This window comes from Campylobacter sp. (assembly GCF_052169515.1).
Classification (GTDB): Bacteria; Campylobacterota; Campylobacteria; order Campylobacterales; family Campylobacteraceae; genus Campylobacter_A.
This window is the reverse complement of the sequence record NZ_JBQNCH010000022.1, coordinates 1-25,509: the sequence shown is the minus strand read 5'-3', so window position 1 is coordinate 25,509 and position 25,509 is coordinate 1. Positions and strand designations below refer to the sequence as shown.

At 38.3% G+C, this 25,509-nt stretch carries 25 protein-coding genes and 1 pseudogene; 10 read left to right on the top strand and 16 right to left on the bottom strand.

The window, feature by feature from the left end; all coding sequences use genetic code 11:
• Positions 1-350: 350 nt before the first annotated feature.
• Genes ACTTKV_RS08225 through mqnE form a run of 5 tightly spaced genes read right to left on the bottom strand, consistent with a single transcriptional unit; the run spans position 351 to position 4,875 of the window.
• Positions 351-824: a pilus assembly FimT family protein gene (locus ACTTKV_RS08225; RefSeq protein ID WP_442550093.1), complete on the bottom strand. Its 474-nt coding sequence runs from the start codon at positions 822-824 to the stop codon at positions 351-353.
• Position 825: 1 nt separating this feature from the next.
• Positions 826-2,043, bottom strand: coding sequence for an ArnT family glycosyltransferase (locus ACTTKV_RS08220; protein WP_442550092.1), 1,218 nt, complete (start codon positions 2,041-2,043; stop codon positions 826-828).
• A 9-nt stretch (positions 2,044-2,052) separates the two neighbouring features.
• Positions 2,053-2,493 carry a phosphoribosyltransferase gene (locus ACTTKV_RS08215; RefSeq protein WP_442550091.1) on the bottom strand — a complete coding sequence of 147 codons (441 nt, stop codon included), beginning with the start codon at positions 2,491-2,493 and terminating at the stop codon, positions 2,053-2,055.
• A 13-nt stretch (positions 2,494-2,506) separates the two neighbouring features.
• Positions 2,507-3,799 carry an NCS2 family permease gene (locus ACTTKV_RS08210; RefSeq protein ID WP_442550090.1) on the bottom strand — a complete coding sequence of 431 codons (1,293 nt, stop codon included), beginning with the start codon at positions 3,797-3,799 and terminating at the stop codon, positions 2,507-2,509.
• A gap of 11 nt (positions 3,800-3,810) precedes the next feature.
• The gene (gene mqnE, locus ACTTKV_RS08205; protein WP_442550095.1) at positions 3,811-4,875 is read right to left on the bottom strand and encodes an aminofutalosine synthase MqnE; all 1,065 of its coding nucleotides are present in this window, start codon (positions 4,873-4,875) and stop codon (positions 3,811-3,813) included.
• Positions 4,876-4,984: 109 nt separating this feature from the next.
• On the opposite strand from mqnE, the gene ACTTKV_RS08200 reads away from it, so the two are divergent.
• Both ACTTKV_RS08200 and glmS read left to right on the top strand, forming a co-directional pair.
• A complete protein-coding gene (locus ACTTKV_RS08200) occupies positions 4,985-7,480 on the top strand; it encodes an HD domain-containing protein (RefSeq protein ID WP_442550089.1) in 2,496 nt (831 codons plus the stop codon).
• A gap of 3 nt (positions 7,481-7,483) precedes the next feature.
• Positions 7,484-9,295: a glutamine--fructose-6-phosphate transaminase (isomerizing) gene (gene glmS, locus ACTTKV_RS08195; RefSeq protein WP_442550088.1), complete on the top strand. Its 1,812-nt coding sequence runs from the start codon at positions 7,484-7,486 to the stop codon at positions 9,293-9,295.
• A gap of 255 nt (positions 9,296-9,550) precedes the next feature.
• Here the strand turns inward: glmS and ACTTKV_RS08190 are convergent, their stop codons facing one another.
• Both ACTTKV_RS08190 and ACTTKV_RS08185 read right to left on the bottom strand, forming a co-directional pair.
• Complete coding sequence (locus tag ACTTKV_RS08190; RefSeq protein WP_442550087.1) at positions 9,551-10,045, bottom strand: hypothetical protein; 495 nt, start codon at positions 10,043-10,045, stop codon at positions 9,551-9,553.
• A 26-nt stretch (positions 10,046-10,071) separates the two neighbouring features.
• Positions 10,072-10,254 (bottom strand): hypothetical protein, encoded by a 183-nt coding sequence (locus ACTTKV_RS08185; protein WP_442550086.1) that lies wholly within the window; start codon positions 10,252-10,254, stop codon positions 10,072-10,074.
• Between the two features lie 281 nt (positions 10,255-10,535).
• Between ACTTKV_RS08185 and ACTTKV_RS08180 the strand changes: the two genes are divergently transcribed.
• From ACTTKV_RS08180 to ACTTKV_RS08170, 3 genes and pseudogenes are all read left to right on the top strand, one after another.
• The gene (locus ACTTKV_RS08180) at positions 10,536-10,769 is read left to right on the top strand and encodes a hypothetical protein (protein ID WP_442550085.1); all 234 of its coding nucleotides are present in this window, start codon (positions 10,536-10,538) and stop codon (positions 10,767-10,769) included.
• Positions 10,759-10,896: a hypothetical protein gene (locus ACTTKV_RS08175; protein WP_442550094.1), complete on the top strand. Its 138-nt coding sequence runs from the start codon at positions 10,759-10,761 to the stop codon at positions 10,894-10,896. The genes ACTTKV_RS08180 and ACTTKV_RS08175 overlap by 11 nt, the downstream gene beginning before the upstream one ends.
• Positions 10,874-10,942, top strand: a pseudogene (locus ACTTKV_RS08170) (YagU family protein); the annotation flags it as partial. The gene ACTTKV_RS08175 and the pseudogene ACTTKV_RS08170, both read left to right, overlap by 23 nt.
• Before the next feature lie 195 nt (positions 10,943-11,137).
• Here the strand turns inward: ACTTKV_RS08170 and ACTTKV_RS08165 are convergent.
• The 6 genes from ACTTKV_RS08165 to thiC all read right to left on the bottom strand — a co-directional run bounded on the left by ACTTKV_RS08165 (position 11,138) and on the right by thiC (position 16,691).
• Positions 11,138-11,590, bottom strand: coding sequence for a hypothetical protein (locus ACTTKV_RS08165; protein WP_442550084.1), 453 nt, complete (start codon positions 11,588-11,590; stop codon positions 11,138-11,140).
• Positions 11,591-11,787: 197 nt separating this feature from the next.
• Positions 11,788-12,477 (bottom strand): cytochrome-c oxidase, encoded by a 690-nt coding sequence (locus ACTTKV_RS08160; protein ID WP_442550083.1) that lies wholly within the window; start codon positions 12,475-12,477, stop codon positions 11,788-11,790.
• A 112-nt stretch (positions 12,478-12,589) separates the two neighbouring features.
• Positions 12,590-13,927, bottom strand: a complete 1,338-nt coding sequence (locus ACTTKV_RS08155; protein ID WP_442550082.1) for a PFL family protein — start codon at positions 13,925-13,927, stop codon at positions 12,590-12,592.
• A 9-nt stretch (positions 13,928-13,936) separates the two neighbouring features.
• A complete protein-coding gene (locus ACTTKV_RS08150; RefSeq protein ID WP_442550081.1) occupies positions 13,937-14,203 on the bottom strand; it encodes an ACT domain-containing protein in 267 nt (88 codons plus the stop codon).
• 95 nt (positions 14,204-14,298) lie between these two features.
• A complete protein-coding gene (locus ACTTKV_RS08145; protein ID WP_442550080.1) occupies positions 14,299-15,399 on the bottom strand; it encodes a P-loop NTPase in 1,101 nt (366 codons plus the stop codon).
• On the bottom strand, positions 15,393-16,691 hold the full coding sequence (thiC, locus tag ACTTKV_RS08140) for a phosphomethylpyrimidine synthase ThiC (protein ID WP_442550079.1): 1,299 nt from the start codon (positions 16,689-16,691) through the stop codon (positions 15,393-15,395). Before thiC ends, ACTTKV_RS08145 begins: the two co-directional genes overlap by 7 nt.
• Positions 16,692-16,840: 149 nt before the next feature.
• On the opposite strand from thiC, the gene ACTTKV_RS08135 reads away from it, so the two are divergent.
• The 4 genes from ACTTKV_RS08135 to ACTTKV_RS08120 are packed head-to-tail and all read left to right on the top strand — an operon-like array spanning position 16,841 to position 20,481.
• Positions 16,841-17,959 carry a bifunctional 2-C-methyl-D-erythritol 4-phosphate cytidylyltransferase/2-C-methyl-D-erythritol 2,4-cyclodiphosphate synthase gene (locus ACTTKV_RS08135; RefSeq protein ID WP_442550078.1) on the top strand — a complete coding sequence of 373 codons (1,119 nt, stop codon included), beginning with the start codon at positions 16,841-16,843 and terminating at the stop codon, positions 17,957-17,959.
• The gene (locus tag ACTTKV_RS08130; protein WP_442550077.1) at positions 17,956-18,846 is read left to right on the top strand and encodes a response regulator; all 891 of its coding nucleotides are present in this window, start codon (positions 17,956-17,958) and stop codon (positions 18,844-18,846) included. Before ACTTKV_RS08135 ends, ACTTKV_RS08130 begins: the two co-directional genes overlap by 4 nt.
• Positions 18,827-20,005: a sulfate adenylyltransferase gene (locus tag ACTTKV_RS08125; RefSeq protein WP_442550076.1), complete on the top strand. Its 1,179-nt coding sequence runs from the start codon at positions 18,827-18,829 to the stop codon at positions 20,003-20,005. Before ACTTKV_RS08130 ends, ACTTKV_RS08125 begins: the two co-directional genes overlap by 20 nt.
• 8 nt (positions 20,006-20,013) lie before the next feature.
• Positions 20,014-20,481, top strand: a complete 468-nt coding sequence (locus tag ACTTKV_RS08120) for a phosphatidylglycerophosphatase A family protein (protein WP_442550075.1) — start codon at positions 20,014-20,016, stop codon at positions 20,479-20,481.
• A gap of 69 nt (positions 20,482-20,550) precedes the next feature.
• Here ACTTKV_RS08120 and ACTTKV_RS08115 read toward each other — a convergent pair whose 3' ends face one another.
• From ACTTKV_RS08115 to ACTTKV_RS08105, 3 genes are read right to left on the bottom strand one after another with little or no spacing between them, the layout of a single operon-like run.
• A complete protein-coding gene (locus ACTTKV_RS08115) occupies positions 20,551-21,015 on the bottom strand; it encodes a response regulator (protein WP_442550074.1) in 465 nt (154 codons plus the stop codon).
• 49 nt (positions 21,016-21,064) lie between these two features.
• Positions 21,065-22,018 carry a ferrochelatase gene (hemH, locus tag ACTTKV_RS08110; RefSeq protein ID WP_442550073.1) on the bottom strand — a complete coding sequence of 318 codons (954 nt, stop codon included), beginning with the start codon at positions 22,016-22,018 and terminating at the stop codon, positions 21,065-21,067.
• A complete protein-coding gene (locus tag ACTTKV_RS08105) occupies positions 22,018-22,887 on the bottom strand; it encodes a Gfo/Idh/MocA family protein (protein ID WP_442550072.1) in 870 nt (289 codons plus the stop codon). The genes hemH and ACTTKV_RS08105 overlap by 1 nt, the downstream gene beginning before the upstream one ends.
• Positions 22,888-23,053: 166 nt before the next feature.
• Between ACTTKV_RS08105 and alaS the strand changes: the two genes are divergently transcribed.
• Positions 23,054-25,509: alanine--tRNA ligase (alaS, locus tag ACTTKV_RS08100; protein WP_442550071.1), on the top strand; the 2,456-nt coding region annotated here is incomplete at its 3' end.

The following is a 25,509-nucleotide window of genomic DNA, read 5'->3' as shown; positions in this document are numbered from 1 at the left end:
TCGTTTCGTGAGCTGGAATTATATATGAGTGATGCTTAAAAAAAGTTGAAATATTGTGGGGTTATAAAATATTTTTTTTGGGGGGAGGTGGGATTAAAATACCTTATTATATATGTATAAATTTCAATCAATATATGCATATCCGCTTCTCTTTTCTATATTTATAGAAGCTACATTATTATTTTTATCCGTTAATACTATTTTGCAATCATCCTTCAACAACCTTGAATAAGGCCTTTTTGCACCCTTATTACCAGTTATACTTACCACCCTCATAGGTCGACCTAGTTCATCAAAATCGATAGTTTGTGCTCTATTTTTTCCACAACCACCAATAAATTTAACTGATTTTATGCCGTATTTTTTTCGATATTTAAGTCCCTGTTGATTTTATCACAGTAGGACTGTGGAATACCGCTCCAGCCTGCACTTAAAAATTTATTAGATTTTTGTGTATCAATAGCGGCCTCATCTTTTGAATTTAAATTACCACTAAATTTATTGCCACTACCTCTTTTATCATAAAAAACACTATATTTCCAAGTTTTAATTCCTGGCTCGTCTATTGAGCATTCTTGTAAATTAGTATTATTAATTGTCATCCCCCATCTCATTTTAAACCAGAGTTTCTCATCTTTTGAAAATACAAATTTATCATCTTGCATGGCAAGGTGCTGAGTATACCTTATATGAGTCAATATCTGCGCAGCGGCTTCTCTCGCCCCATTTAATTCCAGTCTTGGTATAACCATCGCGGCAAGTATGCCTGCAACAATAATTACAAAAATAAGTTCTATGGCAGTAAAACCCTTATTTTTATCCACTCTAGTTGCCTCTTATATCAAAATTTGCAATTATTTTTCCCATTTTTTTTACACAAAACCTTGAATTTTTATTTAAATCGACGCTTGTCAATAAATTTTTAGAGTCGTTTTTTACTTTTAAACCATAAAATTCGAGTCTTAGTCCAAGTCTTTTATCATAAGTATATATATCTTCTATTCCAGCTTCTTTTAATTTGTTAGCGAGCTCTTTTGCGATATCAAATTTATAGACAAAATGTTTAGTTGGATCATTTAAGAATATATAAAATATTTGATTAAACACGATTATTGTCCAGTTTAGAGCCAAAAGTAGCATTGCTAAAATCGTAAAAATTTTATAACCTTTTCTAAATTTTGGCAGTCTTACGCGATATGAGTTAAAAAAAACCCTTACCATCAGCGGTGTTGCAATCACACAAAATGGCAAAAACTGCTCAAGTTCTAACCTTTGGCGTACAGAAAATATCATACAAAAACAAAATGAGCAAATGGCAATAAACCACAAAATATCTTTTTTCTCTTTTATCCAAATTCTATAAACAGTATAGACAAAAAACATAAAGATAAACGGCGAAAAAACAGCAGCAAATATACCAAAAGTGTCAATAAAATGTCCGCTAGGTCGCCCATTTGTATCAAAACCAAAAAAACAAAGTGTCAGCAAAAATAAAATAGCACTCAACCAAGCAAGTGGCGGCTTTCTCTTATACAGTGCAAATATAAAAAAACTTACGTAAAATATTAAAAAATCGCCATCTATAAAAAATGCCATACTAAAAAAAGCTACAAACAAAATCTTATTTTTAATATGAAATAAATATATGCATAAAAGCGCTAGCATAATGCAAAGACCAGCATTATTTATAATAATGGCTGAAACTAGCGTTCCTGGAAGCAATATAAAAAGCAATACCGCAACGAGTCTATCAAACTCGAGTTTGATGTAAAATTTACTTACCTTATACATCAAAACAACGCTGATGACATGAAAAAAGATCATCACCGATCTTAGGGCAAGATCATTTTGACCAAAAATTTGAGCACTTAAGTTTAAAATATAACTAAGAAAATTTTGTTTGTTAAAAAAAATTTCAGCCTCGTTATAGCTAATGCTTAGAGAATTTGCCACATAAAACAAAAAAACACAATCAACCAAACATATTAAAAATACGCTAAAAGCGATGTGCCTGCCGACAAATTCCCTAACTTTTTCTAACAAATCTTACCCTTAAATGTGTATATCCCAGAAAAACTCGACCCAATCATGAGCCTCTTTCACCTTAAATTCTGGCAAAAGCAGAGCTTTTTGCTTATAAAAAACAGTTGCTATTTTTATCTCCAAATCTGGATAGCTTCTAAGCAACTCTCTTTTTATCTCAACCATACTCTCGCCACTATCGATGATATCATCGACAAGTAAAATTTTCTTGTAGCCGCTAAGATCTGGTACATTAAAGATATTGATAGTATCAAGTTTGTTTGTATCTTCGTAGTGAATAGAATTTAGGGTAAATAAATTTCTATTTTCAAGAGCAACCGCAAGCGAGTGGCCGAGCGTTAGTCCGCCTCTTGCGATAGCCAGGATCACTTCTGGATTAAACTCATCTTTTATCTCCTTTGCCATCTTCTTCACGTCAGTGGCAAATTCATCATAACTATAAAATATCATCTTCGTTCCTTAATCAATGCACTAAAAATATAATAAAACTAATAAGTGCCAACACGATCACACCTAAATTTATATCTGAAAATTCTCTTTTTATGAGCTTGACGACCAAGTATGACATAAAGCCAAAAGCAAGACCATTTGTAATCGAGTATGTAAGCGGTATCAAAACGACTATAAAAAATGTTGCAACAGCAATAGCTGAATCTCTAAAATTTATACTAGCAAGCTCAGCAAACATAAGCACACCGACCATTACAAGGATAGGATATATGGCATTACCAGGGATTGCTTTAAAGAGCGGCAACATAAATAGTGTAAGTATAAACAAAAGCCCACAAAAGACAGCCGTTAGACCAGTCCTACCGCCCTCTTCTACGCCGCTCGCACTCTCTACAAAAGACGTAGTCGTACTCACACCAACTAGCGAACCAGCAACTGTTGCAACTGCATCTGCCTCAAGTGTCTTTTCAAGCTTAACAACACCATCTTTTTTACTCTCATCAAATATACCGGCTCTTGTACCAACGCCAGCTAGTGTGCCTATTGAGTCAAAAAGATCAGTTACAAAAAATGTAATGACAACAGGAAGCAAGGCTAGGCTAAATGCGCCTTTTATATCAAGCTCTAAAAATATTGGCGAAATAGAAGCTGGAGTTGAGAAAATTTCTGTTGGATGAGGAGCGATACCAAGTATCCAAGCGACCACTGAAGTAACAAGTACAGCCAAAATAAACGCACCTTTTATCTTCCATGCCCAAAAGCAAATAACAAAAATTAACCCCAAAACACCAAGCAAGACATTTGTATCTTTAAAATTTCCGATACCAACCAAAACGGCATCATTATTTACGATAAAGCCCATTTGTTGAAATGCGACAAAGCTTATAAATGTACCAATACCAGCACTTATCGCTCTTCTTAGATCAAGCGGAATCGACCTGATGATCCACATCCTAAAATTTGTAAACGAAAGCACTAAAAATATCAAACCACTCAAGAAAACCACGCCAAGACCCGTCTGCCAAGGCACTTTCATGCCGATACAAAGACCAAATGTAAAATAAGCATTAAGCCCCATGCCAACACTCATCGCAACTGGCGTATTTGCCCAAAGACCATTTAAGATGGTTGAGAAAATGGTAATAAGAGCGGTCGCTGTTATTAATGCCTCATAAGGCATGCCAGTTTTGCTCATAATGATCGCATTTACCGGCACGATATACATCATCGACAAAAACGTCGTAAGACCTGCACCAAATTCCTGCTTCACACTCGTTTTGTTTTGTGCTAAGTCGAAAAATTTCACCCCAAGCTCCTTTAGTAAATTTTTAATTCGTTATACAAACTATCACGTTCAACTGGCGTAAAACCAGATGTTTTTATGATATCGCAAAATGTCTTTAAAGTAACGCCGTTCATACTATTTGCACCAGCTGCACTTTGAATACTTTCTTTTTCTATCGTTCCATCAAGATCGTCAGCTCCAAATTCCTGAGCTATCATGGCTAAATTTAGTGTCGAAGTAGCCCAGTAAGCCTTGATATGTGGGACATTATCAAGCACTAGCCTTGAAATCGCCATAGTCTTTAAAATTTCAGCTGATCCTAGAAATTTCACATCTTTCAAGTAGTTATTTTCTCTTTGATAAACAAGTGGGATAAATGCGTTAAAACCACCAGTTTCATCTTGTAAATCTCTGATCCTAAGCATATGATCTATTCTGTTTTCTCGGCTTTCTATGTGTCCAAAAAGCATTGTCGCGTTGCTTTGTCTGCCTTTATCATGCCACATTTTGTGAATTTTTAGCCAGTTTTGGCTGCTTACTTTTCCTTTGCAAATTTTAGCCCTAATCTCTTCATCAAAAATTTCAGCCCCACCGCCTGGCATGCTATCGACGCCGTATTCGAGCATCTTTTCTATGACCTCATCGTAGCTTAAACCATAATGCCTTGATAAAAAATCGATCTCAGCTGCTGTCATTGCCTTTACGTGAAGGTCCGGATGGGCTGTCTTTATCTTTTTAAAAATTTCTAAATACCACTGCCAGCCACTTTGTGCGTTGTGAGCTGATACGATGTGTATCTCTTTTACTCCGTGACTCACGCTCTCATCAACGATCTTTAAAATTTCCTCGTGGCTCATTAGATATGGATTTGGGTTTTTTCTGTGGGCTGAAAATGCGCAAAATTTACAGATGTCAGCACAGATATTTGTTGGATTGATATGGCGATTTACGTTAAAAAAGACCTTTTTGCCGTGCAGCTTTTTACGCTTTGCGTCAGCAAATTTAGCCAAAGTAAAAAGATCAAGATCGTAAAGCGAAAAAGCTTCCTGTTTGCTTAATCTCTCGCCACTTTCTAGTTTTTGTAATAGATTCATTATTTGTATCGTCCTAAAGCTGAACTTAAGGCTTTATTATAAGCAAATAAAGCTTTGTTTTTGCAAAAATTAAGTACCATTTGCCAAGATATTTTTTAAAAATGGAACACCAATGCCAGTTGATAAAAGCGCCAAATACAAAGAGAATTTCAGCAAGATCAACGAAAAATTTCTTGATTTTAAGGCAAATTTGCCAAAAAACTTTCAAAAAAATCAAGGCAGAAATTTTGCAAATTTCTTAGCCAAAGAATATGATGATTTTATAAAATCTTATTTAAATGAAACTATGCGGGAATTTTTCGATGACTTTATTCCGCAAAATGATAGCTTTGCTTTTAGCGTTTTAGCCACTGGAAAGTATGCTCAGACGCTAATAAGTGCGAATAGTGAGCTAGAAATTTTACTAGTTTATAAAAATTTAAAGGGCTACAACACAAAAAATTTCTTAAAAGAATTTACAGAAATTTTAAGCAGCTCTGGCATCAACTTTACCATAAAAAGTGCTGAGATAGATGAAATTTTTCCAAATTTTAAAGATGACTTGAAATTTAAGAGTGAAACCTCGCAGGTTCGCTATATCTGTGGCTCAAAAAGCCTTTACCGCTTAGTAAAAAGCGAGATCGTAAAGATAAAAGAATTTGATAAAAAAGCCTTTTTAAACTACCATTTAAAGGCATTTCTGCCATTTTCTAGCATAAGCTACTTGGCACAAGAACCAAATTTAAAAAGTGGCTTTGGCGGAATAGATGAAATTTATCACCTAAACTGCATACTAAACTGCCTAGATAGCGACGTTTCTGTTAGGTCTCAAGCCCTAAAAGTGATGAATGAAAAAGAGATCGCTAGCTTTAACCTAAATGTAGACTTTTTGTTAAGCTTGCTAAGTGCTTTAAATTTAACCCAAAACACCGATACTTTCAGCGCTTCAAGTGTTGAAATCACGACAAATTTTATGCAAACAAAGTCCAAAAAACTCCAAGACAATGAGAGTGTTATCAGTCAAAAAATGCTAAGCTCAATGAACAATGTCGCCATTTATTCAAGGTTTATCGTCGCTTCTCTTTGCAGGCCATTTTTCAAAAGCGAGCTAAGTTTTGAGCAGAGAAAATTTGCTAGGTTAAAAAATGGCTTTTACGAAGCAAATGGCGTCATCTACGTACCTTTACATAAAAAGCCAGCACTCATAGAAAAGCTAATATCCGAGCTTTTGGAGCTAAAAGATGTGGACTATAAATTTGACATAAGTGCGATCTTTTACATCAAGCGAGCCATCATCACAAAAAGTGGCTTAGAGCGCGCTATAAGCGAGTTTAAGAAGATATTTTTAAGAGAAAATTCCTACGCTATTTTAAAATCCTTACTCGATGCGCAGATGATACAAATTTTGATAAAACCCATGGAGCACATCAGCCAGCTAGCTCAGTATGACGGCTATCACGAATTTACGGTCGATGAACATAGCGTCTTGAGTGTGAAATTTCTTGAAAATATAAAAGATAAATTCATAAAAAATCTCTACACCGAGCTTTGCATGGAAGGTAAAACGATGCTAAAGATCGTAACTCTTATGCACGACGTTGGCAAGGGGCTTGGCAAGGATCATGCAAATATTGGAGCAAATATCTTTAGAGCCTATGCAAACAAGCTAAATTTAAGCCAAAAGGCCGTAAATATCGGCGTTACACTCGTAAAATACCACACTCTAATGAGCAATGTCTCAAACAGAGAGGACATCTACTCGCAACGCGTTATTTTTGCCTTTATCTCAAAGCTGGGCGACAAGCAGGTCTTAAAGCTACTTTACATCCTTAGCTACTGCGTGATAAACGCGACAAACGAGAAGCTTTATAACGCCTACACAGCAAAGCTTTTAAGAGAGCTTTATGAAATTTCACTGACTGCGTTTAGCGACGAAAATTTGCTTGATGAAGCAACAAGGCGTGTAAAAAAAGAGCAATCTATAAAAAGAAATAGTGAGTTTTTAGCGCTTGAGTCAAGTTTGCAAGATAAAATTTTTAAGATCACATCAAATCTAGTTTTTGCAAAATATAGTGCGAGCGAGATCATAAATTTAAGCAAGGTGGCAGATAGTCTAAATACGACAGAAATTTTTATAAACAACTCTAAAAATTTAAGCATACAAATTTATACGAAAAAGAGCCTAAATTTAAGTGCCCTGCTCTATAAATTTGCCAAATTTGATCTTGCATACATGGAGATTTTTGAGCTATTTGAGAAGAAATTTTACATTAGGCTTGATTTTAACCAAAATGTGAAAAAAGAGGAGCTTGAAATTACTAAAAACTTGGCTCTAATATCTCTAAATAGAGAGACTTTAAGAGAGCCTTTGAAACCAAATATTAACAAAGATGAGATAAACTTTGAGCTAAATCATTCAAAAGATTATGCCAAGCTTAGCATCAATGCAAAAGATCAGCGTGGGCTTATGGCGTATGTGATGGGTGTTTTTGATAGACTAAGCTTTCAAATCACGAGCGCGAGAATTCAAACGGTTAAAAATAGAACGAGAAACCTATTTTTGATCGAGAAAAACGAGCGTCTTGAGAGCAAGGGTGATGAGATATTAAATTTATTAATAAGTGAGTAAAAAATGTGTGGAATCGTAGGATACATCGGGAATAAAGAGAAAAAAGAGATCATACTGGGTGGACTTAAAGAGCTAGAATACCGCGGATACGACAGTGCTGGTATGGCTGTAATGAGTGACAACAAGATCGACTTTTTTAAAGCAGTTGGCAAACTTGAAAATTTAGCCATAAAGACAAAGGACTTTACATCTGAGGGCTTTGGCGTGGCGATAGGTCACACACGCTGGGCGACTCACGGCAAACCAACCGAAATAAACGCTCACCCACACCTTGGCGAGCACTCATTTGTCGTGCATAACGGTATCATCGAAAACTACAAAGAACTTAAAGATGAACTTGAGGCAAAGGGCGTGAAATTTGTGAGCCAGACTGATACTGAAGTGATAGTGCATCTTTTTGAAGAAATTTTAAAAGAAAAAAAAGATCCTTTTAAGGCCTATGAGGCAACTATTTCAAAACTAAAAGGTGCATACGCAACGCTTCTTATAACAAAAACTGCACCTGGTAAGATATTTTTCGCAAAAGACGCCGCCCCTATGGCGATAGGAAAGAGCCATGAAAAAGAGCTATATTTTGCTTCATCTGACGCACCTTTAATTGGCAACGCAACAGAAGTAGCCTACTTAGATGATAACAACTATGGCTATGTAAGCTTGGACGAAATCGCGGTCTTCAAAGATGGTAAAAAAGCCAATATAACCTTTAACGCACTTCCAAAAGATAAAAGCTATGCCCAAAAAGAGGGGTATACATTTTTTATGGAGAAAGAAATTTATGAGCAGGGCGCTGTCGTATCTGAGACCATCATGGGCAGGGTCAAAAATCATAAAGTAACACTTGAAAATTTAGACGATGAATATCTAAAAAGTATCGATGATATAGTGCTTTGTGCATGTGGAACTAGCTATCATGCTGCACTTGTCGCAAGTTATTTGTTTGAAAGACTGGCAAAAGTTAGAACAAAAGTCGAAGTTGCTAGCGAATTTAGATATAGAAAGCCTTATCTAAATAAAAACTCGCTTTTTATCGTTATATCTCAAAGTGGTGAAACAGCAGACACCCTAGAAGCCTTAAGGATCGCTAAAGAAGCCGGTCTTAGTACACTTGCTATTTGCAACGTTGATAACTCATCTATCGTTAGACTAGCTGACAATACACTTCTAACGCGTGCTGGTATCGAAAAGGGCGTGGCAAGTACAAAAGCCTTTGCAACGCAAATAGTTGTACTTTGGATGCTTGTGCTTCAAATGGCAGCAGCAAAAGATTCCATCAGTAAAAAAGAGCTAGATCACGAAGTAAAAACACTTTTACACATACCGCAAATTTTAAATATAAACAACTCACTTCAAGAGAAGCTACACCGCCTAAGCAAACACTACTTGCATGGACATGGCTTTTTCTTTATCGGTAGAGATATTTTCTATCCATTGGCACTTGAAGGGGCATTAAAACTAAAAGAAATTTCATATCTTCACGCCGAGGGCTACCCATCAGGCGAGATGAAGCATGGCCCTATCGCACTTGCGGACGAGAAGCTATTTACAATCGCTCTAATGCCGCAAAATCTACTTTATGAAAAAACTAAAAGTAATGTCGAAGAACTTGCGGCTCGTGATGCCTATATTTTAGCTATAAGTCCACTAGAGTTTGACCTAAGTGATGACTATGTAAAGACAAGCGTACAAGATCACTATATGAGCGAATTTTTTGAGATGATGCTTGTGCTTCAGCTTCTAGCACTTGAAATCTCGGTTAGACTTGGCAACAATGTAGATATGCCAAGAAACCTCGCAAAAAGCGTAACAGTAGAATAAATTTAATTAGCTGGCAAACGCTGGCTAATTAAATCTGAGTCGATATTTTGTATTAATTTTATCCTCTAGCAAAATATTCTTTCCTTGAGAATATAATCCAACTAAAATTTATCTAGCTCTAGATTAAAAAAGATAGATATTGTTTTAATATATAGTCAAAAAACTTAATGAACTAAGCAGAAACATAGATATTATGAGCTTAAAGGCATCATACCATTAAAAACAAGAGAAAAATTTATAAAAGTACCATGACCCTTAAATCTTATCTGTACTTAGTATTTTTGCCAGCTGTTCTTTGATGCTCTCATCAAATTCGCTGATACTTACAATACCCCTGCTCTCACACATCTTAGCATCATTTATCTCGCAGTAGTCACTAAGTGCATTTTTGTATCCGCCTCTTATGCAAGCCTCTCTGTCTTCCAAAAATCCGGCCCCACCAAGGATGAGCACGCCAAGATCAAAGCCGATCTTAATTTTAGCGCTCGCCGAGCTTTTTACCCAGCTTAAAAATATCTCATCATATCTTAACCCAAGGGCCCCAACTCCGTCTGGCACGACCAAGATATCCACGCCATAAAGGCTCTCGGCGTAAATTTCAGGATGAAGTCTAATGCCAAATTCATCGACTATTTCAGGCTTTAAAGCATAGGTCTTGATACTAAAACCTTCAAATTTATGTAAAAAATCATAAATTTTGGCAAAGTTTAACAAATTTAACTTATCAAACATCAAAATGCCAACTTTCATGCTAGCTCCTTTTTTAATAAAGTGCCTCATCTGGCTTGATCACCCTTTTTGCTCGCACTTGCGGTGATCTGCCTACTTTGACTATTTTGCCCAAAATGAAGTCCATTTAAGTCATCAAGTTCATGTGCATGGATTTTTGTAGCTATCTTTCTTTCTAAATTCTTCAAAAATTCTTTAAATTCGTTTATATATTTAAACTCTTTAGACACCTATTCCCTTTTAAATTTTGTTTTAAGTTTAGCCAAAAATGACTAAAAAAATTATGATTTTGAGGTTTTGAAACTTCATAAATTTTTACATTTTTAATAATAATTAGTTTTATTATAAATAAAAATAGAAATAAAATTACAAAAATTTACAAGGAGTTAAAATGTTAAATTTAGCCACAAAACCCAGATTTGCCCTAGCTGCCACCATTGGTCTAATCGCCGGAGTGGTCTCAGCTTTTGTTAAGTGGTGAGCAGAATTTCCACTTCCACCAAGAAGTCCTATGGATATGTTTAATGCCGCTTGTGGGCCAGAAAGCGCGATCAGAGCAGCTGACGCGATCGACTGCTCGAGGAATTTCTTAAATCCACCTTGTATATTTTTAAGAGATTACATAGGTATCGCTGATCCAAATGCCGCGATCTACGAATTTGCAGGGCATACGTTTAACTACGTGATGCTTACACACATCATTTTTTTCGGTAGTCTTTGCTGTTGGCTACTGTATCGTAGCTGAGAAATTTCCAAAGATCACGATGTGGCAAGGCGTGATGGCTGGCCTTTTGGCAAAATATCGTAGTACACGTAATATCACCGCCTGTACTAGGCCTTACTCCGCCGCTTTGTACACTTCCTTGGTATGAGCACGTATCTGAATTTATAGGCCATATGGTATGGTTTGGTCCATAGAAATCATTTGCCACGACCTAAGAGCCAGGATCACAAAGAAAAAAAAGATCCCAGCGATTGTTGCTACTGAAACGTATAGGCATAAATTTCTGTTGAGCAAAAACCTAAAACAGCAGATTTTTTTGTTAGCTTTATTTATCTAGTTTTTGATGTGTAAAATTAAAGCCACCGCTAAATTTAAAAATTTATCAGCGTTTAACACTCCTGGCTAAGCTCTAAATTTTCTAAACGTAGCGGTTTTTCGCCCTCAAAAATCACCCCAACACCAAAAGGATCGCAAATATCAAGCGCACCCTCGGTAAATCTCATAAGCCACTGCTTATCGCGCGCATAAAATGTGCACTGCGGGGATTCAAAAGGCAGGTCATAAACTGACACATCAAGCAGTTTAAGCTCATCCTTGCCCAAAGAGCACTCACGCCTAAGCTCATCTCTCAAAAAGACAAGCGCGTCTTTTACGTACTGATCGATATCCCTAGCGATACGCTGCGCAAGCAAAATCGTCTCATCGTCCACATCTGCCCTATCTGCCGAAACAAGGCAAAAGAGCACCTGGCCGAAAATTTCGCTTTTTAGTTTCAGCTCCGCATACCAAATAAATCCCTCATCCGTCGCGATTTTTTCAAGTTCACCAAATTTCAAAGTCATTTTTATATCTTATTTCCATTTTGTGTTTTTGCTAGCCACTTATGCAAACGCTGATGAAATTCTAAATAAATTTGTCGTAGCTAAAATAAGAAATTCTCATGTCCCACATTTACAAACTATATCTGTTCTACAAGCCGCCTTAAAGTTTGCTCTTTTGGGCACTAAACTCTAAACAGCGACTAAATTTATCTCACCACTTAAAAACAAAATTTCTCATCAATGTTATTTGCCTTACGTAAGGCTTTAAAAGTTTCCAAATTTGTCTCATCCTCAAAGTGCTCTTTTTCTTTTTTATTGCGTGCTTCTAGAGCTTCTATGCCTTTTGCAAGTGCTACTTTTCTATCCTCATGGAGTGACGGAAATTCTGGCAAAAACATAGCTTCATAGACGTTTGCCTTGCTCCATTCAAGCGACTTTGCTACGATATCTTGCTGTTTTTTAATGTCGCAAAATGCGTATGGATTTACCACGTCACCTACTAGCTTTATAAACGCTCCTATCGCACTTTTGACCTCAAAAAATCTATCGTCATCCAAATTTATAACTCCTCTTAGCAAAATTGCACGGTTTTTAGCGTTGTAAAACCAAAACACCGCCTCATCGCGAAGTCCTAGATCATAAGCGCGAGCTGAGAGAACAAAGAGAGTTATCGGAGAGACCATCTGCGGAGCGTCCTCCACGATCTTTTCTGCTTTTTTAAAGTCTTCTACTTTACCACTTAAGAGCAAGTTATCGATCTTATCATAAACCTTTACATACTCGGCTTTGCCAGCATTTGCCGAGTAGTACGGCGTTACGTAAATATCAATACTCCTCACCTTACCGTCGTTTGCGGCTGCACTACCTATGCCAAGGCAAAGTGTCATCAAAAATTTTAAAAATTTCATTTAAATCCTTTGATGTGTGAAATCTACAATTATTTTAACTAAAAGATATTTAAATGTTGTCTATAAAATTTGAGTAGCAAAGTCCGCAAATTTGAGGCGGACTTTGTAAAATTTAGTTTTTAAAACTATGAATAGGTGCTGGAATTTGCCCGCCACGAGAGATGAAACTAGCCGAAGAGGCTCTATTTATCCTCATAACAGGAGCTCTGCCAAGAAGTCCACCAAACTCGATCATATCACCCTCTTTGCCTAGCGGTATAATACGAACAGCCGTTGTTTTTTGATTTATAACACCAATAGCCGCCTCATCAGCGATCATAGCAGCTATACTCTCGCTTAGCGTGTCCGCAGGTATAGCTATCATGTCAAGCCCCACCGAGCAAATCGCAGTCATAGCCTCTAATTTTTCTAAGTTTAGCGATCCAGCTTGAACGGCCGCTATCATGCCCTCATCTTCTGAGACTGGGATAAATGCACCGCTTAATCCGCCCACTTGATTGCATGCCATGACACCGCCTTTTTTAACTGCATCATTTAGCAAGGCAAGTGCCGCAGTTGTTCCGTGTGTGCCAACAGCCTCCAGCCCCATCTCCTCAAGCACACGAGCTACAGAGTCACCCACGGCTGGTGTTGGAGCAAGAGAAAGATCAACGATGCCAAATTTCACGCCAAGCCTTTCGCTTGCCATCTGACCCACAAGCTGGCCGATGCGAGTGATCTTAAATGCCGTCTTTTTCACAGTCTCAGCCACTACGTCAAAACTCTCACCGCGTACCTTTTCAAGTGCTCTTTTTACCACTCCTGGGCCTGAAACGCCAACGTTTATCACCACATCAGCCTCGCCCACGCCGTGAAATGCACCAGCCATGAAAGGATTATCCTCAACTGCGTTTGCAAAAACCACAAGCTTAGCACAACCCATTTGAGAAGTTGCTGCCGTCTCTTTTATGATGTGCCCCATATCACGCACTGCACTCATATTTATGCCAGTCTTTGTTGAGCCGACATTGACGCTTGCACACACTTTTGTAGTCTGAGCTAGTGCTTGCGGGATAGAATCTATCAAAATTTTATCGCCTTTTTGATAGCCCTTTTGCACAAGAGCCGAAAAACCACCTATAAAATCAATGCCAACCTCAATTGCAGCCTTATCAAGCGTCTTTGCGATCATCACATAGTCGCTTGCATCGGTTGCCGCTCCGATTATCGAGATAGGCGTTACGCTCACTCTTTTATTGACGATTGGTATACCAAGCTCAGCAGAAATTTCATTACCCACACGAACTAGGTCTTTGGCTTTAGTGGTGATTTTTGCATAAATTTTGTCGCAGGCTTTGTTGATGTCAGAATCAATGCAGTCAAGCAAACTAATGCCCATTGTGATCGTTCTGATGTCAAAATTTTGCTCCTCGATCATTGAGATCGTTTCGGTTACGTTTTTGATATCCATCATTTGTCCTTAAATTGTATGCATCGCATCAAAGATGGCAGAGCTTTGGATGTTAATCTTGACTTTAAGGCTCTCCCCAAGTTTATTAAGCTCTTCTCTTAGGACCGTAAAATCTTGCTTTTCATCACTAGAAACCACCGCCATCATCGTGAAAAAGTCACTCAAAATAGTCTGGCTTATGTCATCTATGTTTAGCCCTAGCTCACTAAGCTTTGCTGAGACGCCAGCAACGATGCCAACTCTATCTTTTCCGACTACGGTTACGATTGCTTTCATCTTTTTCTCCTGTTAAATTTCTTTTAAAAGCTAAATTTGCACGTACTTTTATTTTATACGTGCAAATTTATAGATCAAATCCCCTATTTTAGAGATTACTTAGAGCAAGCGCTCTTGCCGTCATTTACTGGCTGGATAGCAGAATTATCAGCCCCACCACCATTATTTATATTTTCTATTATCTCCCAAAGCCTAGCAGCTGCACCTTCGTAGCGTTTTGCTGTGACTGAGTTTGGCTCATAAAAGCTCACTGGTTTACCGCTATCACCACCAACACGCACAGCTGGCTCGATAGGAATTTCGGCTAAAATTTGCGTATTATAAGCTTTTGCTACCTCTTCAGTCGTACCTTTACCAAAGATATCGTACTCTTTGCCGTTGTCTGGGCAGATAAAGCCACTCATATTTTCAACCACTCCTGCGATTGGTATGTGAAGCTTCTCAAACATATCAAGAGCACGTTTGCTGTCATCAAGAGCTACTACTTGTGGCGTTGTGACGCAGACACCTGCTGTTACTGGCACGCTTTGAGCAAGGGTTAGCTGTGCATCGCCCGTTCCCGGAGGCATATCAAGAAATAGCACGTCAAGCTCGCTCCAAAGCACGTCTCTTAGCAACTGCTCGATCGCTTTCATGATCATTGAGCCACGCCAAATAAGGCTCATGCCCTCTTCCATCAAAACGCCCATACTCATCATCTCGACACCGTGACTAAGGATTGGTTTTAGTTTATTGCCTACTACTTGTGGCTGAGTGTTTACCTCACCAAGCATTCTTGGGATGTTTGGTCCGTAGATATCAGCGTCCAAAACGCCCACTTTTTTGCCAAGTTTTGCCATTGAGATGGCTAAATTTAGCGTTGTGGTTGATTTACCAACGCCGCCTTTACCAGAGCTTACCATTACAAAATTTTTAACTTGCGGTGCAATATTTTTGCCACTTTGAGTGTTACTTTTCTCCTCAGGCATCTTTGGCTGGATCAAATTTAGCACATACTCGTTTGAGCCCATGACACGTTTGATATCAGTTTTTAGCTCGTTTGCCACATCAGAGCTTGAGCTAACTATCTCGACATCGATCAAAATTTTCTCACCTATTTCAACATTTTTTACAAAGCCAAAGCTAACTATATCTTTTTCAAAACCAGGATAAATAACACCTTTTAGTCTATTTAAGACCTCTTCTTTATTTAACATTTTTCTCCTTTTTCTAGATCTTTTGAAATTTTATATGCACAAAATTTTGGTCCGCACATCGAACAAAAATGAGCACTCTTAAACGCCTCTTCTGGCAAACTCTCATCATGAAGCTCTTTTGCTTTTTTTGGATCAAAGCTTAGCTCAAACTGCTTGTTCCAGTCAAATGCATATCTAGCATCGCTCATTTCGTGATCTTTTTCGATCGCTCCCGCCTTACCAAGTGCGATGTCAGCGGCGTGAGCTGCTATCTTGTGAGCTACGATTCCCTCTCTTACGTCATTTTCATTTGGCAAGCCAAGGTGCTCTTTTTGCGTCACGTAGCAAAGCATGCTAGCACCGTGATATGCTGCCATCGTACCACCGATGGCTGACGTGATATGATCGTATCCTGCACCTATGTCTGAGACAAGCGGCCCAAGCACGTAAAATGGGGCGTCATGGCAGAGCTCTTGTTCGATTTTCATATTATACTCAATTTGATTTAATGGCACATGACCAGGGCCCTCTATCATCACTTGCACATCTTTTTTCCATGCTCGAAGCGTTAGTTCCCCAAGCACATTTAGCTCGCTAAGTTGTGCCTCATCCGTTGCGTCGTAAAGGCATCCTGGGCGAAGTCCGTCACCAAGCGACAGAGATACATCATATCTTGCACAAATTTCTAAAATTTCATCAAAAATTTCATAGAAAGGATTTTGCCTATTTAGCTTTGACATATAGCTTGCACTAAGGCTACCACCACGACTTACTATGCCCATTTTTCTCTTTTTAACAAGTGGCAAAAACTCACGCAAAAAGCCAGCGTGTATCGTAAAGTAACTCACCCCTTGTTTTGCTTGCTTCTCTAAAATATCCAAAATAAGCTCATTTGTGATATTTGTAACCTCTTTTGCCTCTTTTAAAATTTCATACATCGGCACCGTGCCTATCGGAACGCTTGAATGCTCAATAATCGCACTTCTAATAGCATCCAAATCGCCGTCCGTGCTTAGATCCATGACCGTATCAGCTCCAAACTCCAAACAAATCTCAAGCTTTCTTAGCTCTGCGCAAATGTCACTACTTAGGCTTGAGTTGCCAATATTTGCATTGACTTTTGTCTTTAGCTTTCTACCTATACCCATTGGTTTTAAATTTATGTGATTTACGTTTGCTGGGATGATGATCCTGCCATTTGCCACCTCATCCATCAGTAAATTTTCACTAATGCCCTCACGCTTTGCCACATAGCTCATCTCCTGCGTTATCTCACCACGCCTAGCATAATACATCTGCGTCTTTTCTCTCATATAATGCCTTTTACAAATTTTATAAAAGCACCATTTTAGTCCTTTTTTGATTTAAACTAACTAAATGGTGGCTAAAAGTTTCTTTTTTAAAAAGAAATTTTGAAGTTTTGAGATGTATAATTCTGTAACAATTTTTAAAAGGAGCTACCTTGCTTGATATATCACTTATAATGCTTGGAGCTGGAAATTCTAGCCGTTTTGAGCTACCAGTAAAGAAGCAATGGCTTCAAATAGGAAGTGATCCTCTTTGGTTATTTGCTACTAAAAATTTGAGTAACTTTTACACATTTAAAGAGATTGTTGTCGTTAGCAAAGAGTGTAAATATATGTCTAAATTTGCTCCAAATTTCAAATTTGTCGAGGGTGGAGAGACAAGACAAGATAGCCTAAAAAAGGCACTTGAGCTAATTAATAGCGAATTTGTCTTAGTTAGTGACATCGCTCGCCCTTGCATATCAAGCGAACTCTTTCATAAGATCATAGAGGCGGCAGCTCAAGCTGATTGTGTAGTTCCTGCACTAAAGATAGCTGACACTGCATATCTTGGAGAAAATGCGATCGATAGAGAAAAGGTAAAACTTATCCAAACACCACAGCTTTCTCGCACATCACTTCTAAAAAAAGCCCTTAGTAGTGGAGAAATTTACACAGATGATAGTTCGGCTATGAGAGCCATAGGTGCTAGCGTTTGGCACATTTTGGGCGATGAAATGGCAAGAAAGATCACTTACAAAGAAGATCTTGCCAAAATTTCAGCTCTAAGACCTCCTGAAAATGAAATTTTTATAGGAAATGGCTTTGACGTTCATGAGTTTGAAAAGGGTCGCCCTTTAATTCTTTGCGGTGAAAAGATCGACTACGAGTTTGGTCTAAAAGCTCATAGCGATGGCGATGTGGCACTTCACGCACTCACAGATGCCATCTTAGGGGCTGCTGGACTTGGCGACATAGGCGAGCTCTTCCCTGATACGGATGCCAAATTTAAGGATATTAGCTCTATTTACTTGTTAAAAGAAGCTTACAAAAGGGTGCAAAGCGTAGGTTTTGTGCTAACAAACGCTGATATCACGATCATGGCTCAGCAACCAAAACTTTCAAAGCTAAAATCAAAAATGGAAGCAAACATTGCAGAAGCCCTAAATATAAGCCAGAGCCGTATAAATGTAAAGGCGACAACTACCGAGGGGCTTGGTTTTGTTGGCAGATGTGAAGGTATCGCTGTTATGGCAAGTGCTAGCTTGAAATTTTACAACTGGAATCAACTATGAAAATTTTAATAGTAGAAAATGAAATTTATTTAGCTGGCTCAATGGCTAGCAAGTTGGCTGATTTTGGCTACGACTGCGAGATCGCCAAGAGCGTAAAAGAGGCGTTAAAGTTTGAAAATTTTGACGTGGTGTTACTTTCCACTACACTTCCAGGGCAAGATTTTTACCCTGTTATAGAAAAATTTAAAAGCTCTATCATCATCTTGCTAATCGCCTACATCAACAGCGACACTGTGTTAAAACCCATTCAAGCGGGGGCGGTTGATTACATTCAAAAGCCATTTATGATAGAAGAGTTGGTTAGAAAAATAAGGCATTTTGAAGAGTTTAGAAATTTCAAAAGCAAGATCAAAAACTACGAGGCCTACATAAACTACACATTAAATGAGTATGAAATTTCTAGCCCGGAAGCAAAAAAGATTAAATTTCCACTCCTTCTAAAATCAAGCAAAGGCGGATACAGCGATAAATTTATATTTAACTATGTAAAAGCAAGCAAGACACCATTTTTATTTTTGGGCAAAGCCTGTTTTAGCGAGCTTGAAAAAGTCCTAGCTAAAAACAGCGAAGAGCTAATTTATATCACAAATTTAGAAGACCTAAAACAAGAGGAAAAAGAGAAAATTTTAGAACTTTGCAAAAAGAAAAAAGTAGCGATATCAACTAGCGACTTTACGCAAAAAGCTCCATTTGATGAGCTTGAACTTTCACTTGCCAATAAAGATTTCAGTATAGATGAGATCGTCACTATCGATGAATATATCAAATACATAATCGTTAATTATCAAGACAAATTCCCAGATACCGAACTTAGTAAAAAGCTTGGAATTTCTAGAAAATCACTTTGGGAAAAGAGAAAGAAATACGATGTCAGCAAGAAAAAATAGTGAAATTTCTATAAATACCGAGGTCTTTGGTGCTTTAGAGCTTATAAAAAATAAAATAGTATCAGACTACGACTCGCTTATGGATGATGAGCAGATAAAAGAGGTAAGTGAAAAAGGCTATTTTAACGGCGAGCCAATGCCTTATTCATTTGGATTTGCTCCATTTGGTGAGATAAATCAAAACATTACTAGCAAGCTTTCTCCTGGACAAAAAGTAAATCTAAATCTAGATGGCAAGATTGTCGGTCACATAGAGGTGGCTAAGGTATTTAAATTTGATGAGAGTATGAGGGCTAAAAATATATTTTTAGCAAATGAAGCCAGCAACGATAAAGAGCTAAATTTAGGCAAGTACGGCGTCAGTGGGAAATTTGAGCTTTATGATGAAAGCATGCAAATATGTAAAAATACACTAAATGATCTGATAAAAGAGGATGGTGCAAAAAAGATAACAGCTGTATTTTTAACAGCCGATCCATTCAATAGAGCTCATGAACGCCTTGTTAGAATGACCATAGACAAAGCCGATCTGGTAATCGTTTTTCTAATACGAACAAGGGAAGAAAAGCATGTGGATTATGAGATTAGAAAACAAGTATTAGACTATTTTGTGCAAAACTACTTGCCGACAAAAAAAGTCTTTGTCTTTGCGCTAGAAAATACAACACTTTTTACCTCGCACGCCAATCCAACGCTCGAGTGCATCGCCGCTTCAAGGCTTGGGGCAAACAAGCTAGTGATTGGGCAAAACCATTCTGGCATAGGCATGTTTTTTGATCACAACGAAGCACACACGATTCTTGATATTTATAAAAACGATCTAAATTTAGAGGTAATAGTACTGCCAGAGCTAGTTTATTGCAACAAATGCAAAACGCTAGTTAGCACCAAAAGTTGCCCGCATGGACAACATCACCAGATCAAGTACCATCCAGATGTTATAAAGGAGCTACTGTTTAATGGTATCATGCCACCAGCTATTCTCGTACGACCAGAAATTTCTGCAATAGTTTTAAGCAAACTCTTTACAAATCGTTTCAAAGATGTACAAAAGCTTTGTGATGATCTTTTTGTAAATTCAGGACTGCTTGAAAACAAGACTGATCGCGATTTTTATGAAGAGCTTATGAAGCTTTATCAAACGTCATCACTCACCTAAGGAAATTTATGCAAAAACTATTTTTAACATTTTTTGGATTTGGACTTTTGCCAAAAGCACCTGGCACTTGGGGCTCTATTGCCGGCACAGTGGTAGCTTATTTTGTACTTTATTTTTTATCTTCAACCACACTTTTATTAGCTAGCATTTTGCTATTTTTGGTAAGTATTAGTGTCATCGATGATTTTGAAAAGAAGGTAAATTCTCACGATGAAAGCTTTATTGTTATAGATGAAGTTGCTGGAGTTTGGCTTGCTATTGCGATTAGCGGGGCTACACTTTCTCAGCTTATTCTTTCACTTGCGCTTTTTAGAGTGCTTGATATCAAAAAACCATCCATCATCGGAAGGATCGACCGCAACATAAAAGGCGGGCTTGGTGTAATGGGCGATGATATGGTAGCTGGTTTTTTTGCTGGAATAATCAGTGCGATAATATATGGGGCTGCTATAAAATTTGGTATAACTTTACCATAATAAAGATACATTGCTTCTCAAAAGCAAAGTTGCATAGATTTAAATTTAAATCTATGCAAAATCTAAAATTTAAACAAGCCCAAGCTCGTTTAAAACAGAGTTTAAATTTACTGTATTATTTGTGTTTTTACTAAGATTCTTTTGCTTTTCAAGTAGAGTTTGGCTAGTAAGTGCGACATTTAGCTCTTTGCGGTAGTCACTTAAAATTTTATCCATTATTTTAAGCAACTCGTTTTTTTGATCTTGCGTTTTTGTAGGATCATTTATGCCTAGAAGCTCCATTAGCTCTTTTTTCTTTTGGGCTATTTTTTCTTCTATTTTATTAGAATTTAGCTCGCTGATAAAGCCAGCAGCTCCAACTTCTGTTAGCCTTTTTTTAAACTGCTCAAGCTTATCTGAAATTTTTGTCTCGCTCGCGATTTTGTCTAGAGCAAGATTTAAAATTTCATCAAAACTATTTTTATTTTTATCTTTTGTTTTATTGGGCTCTGCCTGCAACAAATAATCAATGATATCATTATTTTGTACTCTCATATATCTCCTTTAATTAGATTGAGATATATTTTATAAGCAAGATTTATTCCTAAAAGTTAATCTCTTTAGCTGTTTTTGCTTTTTGCAAGATAAATCTAGCAAATTCATCACTAAAATTTGGACAAGTAACAACCTTGTAAAAGCTAAAATCTAAATCACTAGCCACCTTAGCATACTCAATAACAAGCTCAAAAATGGTCTCAGAGTTGTCTATACAAAAAGAGAGCGGATATACAAGAGCTTTTTTATTATCACACTTAGCTAAAACTTCATTTAGTGACGGCTCTAGCCACTTTACCGGACCAAGGCGTGATTGATAAGCCAGACTTATATCTTTAAAATTTAACCCTTGCTCTTTTATCATTTTACTTAAAATTTGCACATGTTCATTTATGTGTTTTTCGTAGATATCGCCTTTTTTAATATGACTTTGAGGCAGTGAATGAGCTGAAAAAATTAAGCTTATATCACTTGTGTCTATACCGCTTATGGTTTCATTTATGTGCGAGATTATGATTTTATTATAGTTCTCATCGTCATAAAAGGTATCACAAAGTAAAATTCTAGCCTTAACCCCCAGTTCGTCTTTTGCTTTTTTAAAATCATCCAAACTAGAAGATATCGTAGTTTTGGAGTGATGAGGATAAAGTGGCAAAAGCACTATCTCGTCAAAATTTTCATATTTTTTCAGCACCTCTTTTGTAAAAGGCGAAGTATAGTTCATCGCAAAATCAATCGCACTAAACTCATTTTCAAAGCTTGAAATTTTATCACAAAGCTTTTTTGTAAGCTCACAAATAGGCGACTTGCCACCGATTTGTTTATAGTTGTGCTGTACGGCCTTTAGTCTACCTTTTACTATCATAAAAGCTACAAGTTTTCTTAAAAATTTATTTTTTATGCCCAAAATATATGGATCATCAAACATATTTTTTAAAAAAATTTCTACATCATCAAGGTTATTTGCACCACCCATATTTAAAAGCAAAAGTGCCTTTTTCATCAAAACAACTCCTTAATTTTTATCGCATCATCAATGTTTGAAAGTTCGATGTTTTCGCCGCTTTGACAAAGGTCATAAAAGGCATCATATTGGGCTTTTATTTCATTGTTTAAAGGATCGGTTTTTAAATTCATCTGACCATTTTCATTTACTCTGTGAAGTTTGTAATCAATAAGATCGCCAAAATAAACACCTTCTTTGGCATTTACTTCTATTTTGAAACGCTCCAAAGAGCCACAAAACGAATCGGTAATATTTACTAAAATTTGATTTTTCATTTTAATGTTAATTCCAACATTATCGCATATTTTAGTATTGGTTTTCTTTGCCTGAGTATAAAAGAAGTTGCAGACTTCGCTACCTACTAAATTTTTAGCAAGATCTATATCACAAAGCGAAAGCTCATTTATAATATTTCCCTCGCAAAGCGGTTTAAAATGTGCGATTGAAATACTATAAATTTCTTCTTCTTTTAAAAGCGCCTTTTTTAGCGAAACAATAGTTGGATTAAAACGCTCATCAACACCAGTACAAACTCTTACTTTATTTACAACTGAGGCATATTTGATCTCTTTTAACTCACTTACACTTTTAAATATAGGCCTTGAAATCAATATATTTTGACAATATTTTGCACACTGACAAAATGCCTCTACAATCTCGTGTTGTGGCAAACAAAGTACAATGGCTTGTGGCTGAGCAACTTCGATAAATTTCTTAAATTCATCAAAAAATGGAGCTCTGCAAGATTCATCCCTATTTTCTTTATCAAAAACTCCACAAACTTCAAATTTGTCGGAACGTCTAAGTTCCATATAGTGCCTTTTGCCAACTAGATTGTATCCAACAATACCAATTTTAAGTTTCACCAAAAGCCTTTTAGTTCTATTTTTTGGGCTATTTTAGTTGCAAATCGCTTTTAAACAAATAAATTTATCAAATATCTTAAGTGAAAATTAATTTTGTATTTTTTTATAAATTTACAAACGATTTTTGGCTAAAATCAAGCAAAATTTTAAGATTAATGAGGAAACAATGCAAAGTTTAGATATAAGAAAGGCATATCTTGATTTTTTCGCAAGCAAAGGTCATGAGATCATCCCGTCTGCGCCGCTAGTGCCAAACGACGCTACGCTACTTTTTACAAACGCCGGCATGGTGCCGTTTAAGAGCATTTTCACCGGCGAAGTACCGCGCCCTACCCCGCCTATCCGCACGAGCTGTCAGACCTGCATCCGCGCAGGCGGCAAGCACAACGACCTAGACAACGTCGGCTACACCGCGCGCCACCACACGTTTTTTGAGATGCTGGGAAATTTTAGCTTCGGCGAGTACTTTAAAAAAGACGCGATCGCATACGCGTGGGAGTTCGTCACGCAGGTGTTAAAACTACCAAAAGACCGCCTATACGTGACCGTTCATGAGAGCGACGACGAGGCGTTTGCGCTATGGGAGCAGCACATAGCAAAGGAGCGCATTTATAGATTCGGCGATCACGATAACTTCTGGCAGATGGGCGATACGGGACCGTGCGGACCGTGCAGCGAGATTTTCTACGACCAAGGCGGCGAGCATTTTAACACGCCTGAGGACTACATGGGCGGCGACGGCGACAGATTTCTTGAAATTTGGAACCTGGTTTTCATGCAGTACGAGCGCAGTAGCGACGGCAAGCTAACTCCACTACCAAAGCCTAGCATCGACACCGGCATGGGTCTTGAGCGCGTCACGGCGATAATGGAAGGCAAATTTAGCAACTACGACAGCTCGCTTTTTATGCCGCTTATAAACGAAGTAGCCGCGCTTTGCGGTAAGCCGTACGCGTATGAGAGCGGCGCTAGCTACCGCGTCATCAGCGATCATATCCGCTCGGTGACCTTCCTGCTAGCTCAGGGCACGACGTTTGACAAAGAGGGCCGCGGCTACGTACTTCGCCGTATCCTTCGCCGCGCGATCAGACACGGATATCTACTAGGTATAAAAGAGCCATTTATGTACCGCCTCGTCGATAAAGTCTGCGAGCTAATGGGCGGCCACTACGCCTACCTAAACGAGAAAAAAGCGGCTGTAAAAGAGCAAATCAGGCTCGAAGAAGAGAGATTTTTAGCAACAATAGAAAATGGTTTAAAGTTATTCGATCATGAATATAGACTTTTAATAGGAGAAATTTTGCAGCCATCTGAGAAGAGCGAACTTGCAAAGAATTTGGATTTGCCAGTTTATCCACCAAAAAAAGATAAATTTGGTGGAGATATTGCTTTTAGACTATATGATACTTACGGTTTTCCGCTAGATTTAACAGAAGATATGCTTAGAGACTACAATAATAAATACAAAAAAAATATAAAGTTAGACATAGAGATGTTTGAAGCTTTGATGAGCGAGCAAAAAGCGCGCGCTAAGGCTGCTTGGAAAGGCAGCGGCGACAAGAGCGCGAAGGGCGATTTTAAGGCGCTTTTAGAAAAATTCGGTGAAAACAAATTTAGCGGTTACGAGGAGCTTGAGCGCACGAGCAAGGTTTTGGCGCTACTTGACGAGGATTTTAAAGAAACTCAAATTTTAAAAGCAGGCGAGCAAGGCTGGGCGATGTTTGACGTGACGCCTTTTTACGCGCAAAGCGGCGGCCAGGCGGGCGATAGCGGCGAGATCGCGGGCGCGGCCGACGTACTAGATACGCAGAAGTTTTTTGGGCTAAATTTATCAAACGTCGCGGTTAAAAAAGAGCTTAAAATCGGCGACTCCGTGAAGCTAAAAGTAAGCGAACAAAGAGCCGAGATCGCGCGCCACCACAGCGCCACGCATCTGCTTCACGCTGCGCTTAGAAGCGTGCTGGGAACGCATATCGCGCAGGCCGGATCTAGCGTCGAGGCAAACAGACTCAGGTTTGACTTCTCGCATCCAAAGGCTGTAACGGCGGAGGAACTAACAAAGATCGAAAATTTCGTCAATGCCGCGATTAGCGAAAATATAGAAGCAAAAACAGAGATAATGGACGTCGAGGAAGCTAAAAATAGCGGCGCGATCGCTCTTTTTGGCGAAAAATACGCCGATAAAGTGCGCGTGCTAAGCTTTGGCGAGGTCAGCAAGGAGCTTTGCGGCGGTACGCACGTAGCAAATTTAAGCCAGATCGGCGCGTTTTTCATCACTAAAGAAGGTGGCGTGAGCGCGGGCGTGCGCAGGATCGAGGCCGTGTGCTCTAAAGCTGCGCTAAATCTAGCAAAAGCTTGGCGCAGCGAGATCGAGGAGCTAAAAACCGAGCTAAAGAGCGCCGAGCCTATGAATGCGGTGAAAAAACTAAAAGCCGAGATAAAAAACCTAAAAGATAAAAGCAAGCAGGCCAAAGACGCACACGCGCTGGCGGTAGTGAACGTAAACGAGACAAAGCTTTGCGTCGCGGTGATTGACGGCGGCGACATAAAGGCCACGATAGACGAGTTTAAAAACGAGAACGAAAAGGCGGCGATCCTGCTCGTGCAAGTAAACGAAGAGGG